2 protein-coding genes are annotated in these 1,470 nt (G+C 77.9%); both read right to left on the bottom strand.

The window, feature by feature from the left end:
* Positions 1–758, bottom strand: a 758-nt coding sequence (locus ABEB16_RS19815; RefSeq protein ID WP_345713923.1) for a DUF3027 domain-containing protein, incomplete at its 3' end; no start/stop codon positions are given.
* On the bottom strand, positions 758–1,141 hold the full coding sequence (locus ABEB16_RS19820; RefSeq protein WP_345713924.1) for a cold-shock protein: 384 nt from the start codon (positions 1,139–1,141) through the stop codon (positions 758–760). The genes ABEB16_RS19820 and ABEB16_RS19815, both read right to left, overlap by 1 nt.
* Between the last annotated feature and the right edge of the window lie 329 nt (positions 1,142–1,470).

Here is a 1,470-nt window from a genome sequence, read left to right on the forward strand (position 1 = left end):
GCCACGGCCTCGACGTCGGTCTCGCTGTGGGCGCCGCAGCCGTGGTCGACGCTCACGACGCGCCCGTCCTCCGGCGACCACCCGTTGGCGCACACCCCGAACACCTGCCGCAGCGACCCGGCGACGGCGAGGAAGTAGCCGCAGGTGGAGCAGGGGGCGCCGGCGTTCTCGGCGATCTCGCTGCGCGGGCCGCGGTCGCCCTCGTACCAGCGCGCCGCGGCCTCGTCGCGGCCCAGCTGGGACAGCACGCGCGGCCGGCCCAGGCCCAGCTCCCACAGCGCGACGCGGTCGGCGTCCTCCTCGCCGGTGGCCTCGTACCCCTCCTCCAGCAGGGGGTCGTCGGGGCGGCGGGGCAGCACGTCGGCGGGCCCGACGTCGCCGGGGCGCAGGCGCTGCGACCACGGCAGCCACTCCGGGGCGCGCAGCGCGTCCTCCCCGGGCAGCAGGCACACCTCGCTGACGGTGACGTTGCGCGCCCGGGAGGCGCGGGTGACGGTGACGACCCACCGCCAGTCCCGGTACCCGCGCAGGGTGCAGGCGAAGGAGTGCCCGACGATCCGGTCGCCCTCCACCGCGGCGCCGAGGTGCTCCCCGACCGAGCCGGGGTCGGCGATCTCCTCGGCCGCCGCGCGCGCCAGGTCCACCGCGGCCGCCGCCGCGGGGTCCAGGACGGGTTTGCGGGCCCGCTTGGGGCGCGCCGGCGCGGCGGGCGCCCCGGCGGCGGCGGTGTCGGCGAGGGTGGGCTGCGGCAGGGGCATCACGCCTCCAGGTCGTCGGCCACGGCCCGCAGGACGGTCGCGACCTTGTGCGCGGCGCTCTTGTCGGGGTAGCGGTCGCGGCGCAGGGAGCCGGAGACGCCGTCGAGGAGCTTGATGAGGTCCTCGACGATGACCACCATCTCGTCGGCGGGCTTGCGCGTGGCGCGCGCCACCGAGGGCAGCGGGTCCAGCTGGCGCACGGACAGGGCCTGCGCGCCGCGCTTGCCCTGCACGACGCCGAACTCCACGCGGCCGCCGGGCTTCAGCGTCGTCGTGCCCGCCGGGAGCGCGGAGGCGTGCACGAACACCTCGGCGCCGTCCTCGGCGGCGAGGAAGCCGAAACCCTTCTCGGCGTCGAACCACTTGACCTTGCCAGTCGGCACGGGAACCTTCTCGGATGTCTTCTCGGGTGGCGGGCCGCCGGGGCGGCCTGCGCGGGATCGGCACTGCGTCAGCTCGGGTGCGGGCACGGCCCGCGGCACGTTCCGGTGCCGCGCGGCGCGACCCGCGGGTACAAGGTTAGCTCCGCGCGCCGACACCCACGCCCGGCGCCGCGACGCGGGCCCCGGCCGCCTCAGCGCCGGCGCACGGGGTCGGGCAGGCCGGCGTTCATCGACCCGGAGCGGAAACCGCGCGGGTCCACCTCGACGTCGGCGAAGCCCGCGGCGAGCACCGCCTCCCGGGCGGCGGGCAGCGCCGCCACGCGCGGCAC

It is taken from the genome of Kineococcus glutinatus, assembly GCF_039542765.1.
Lineage (GTDB): Bacteria > Actinomycetota > Actinomycetes > Actinomycetales > Kineococcaceae > Kineococcus_A > Kineococcus_A glutinatus.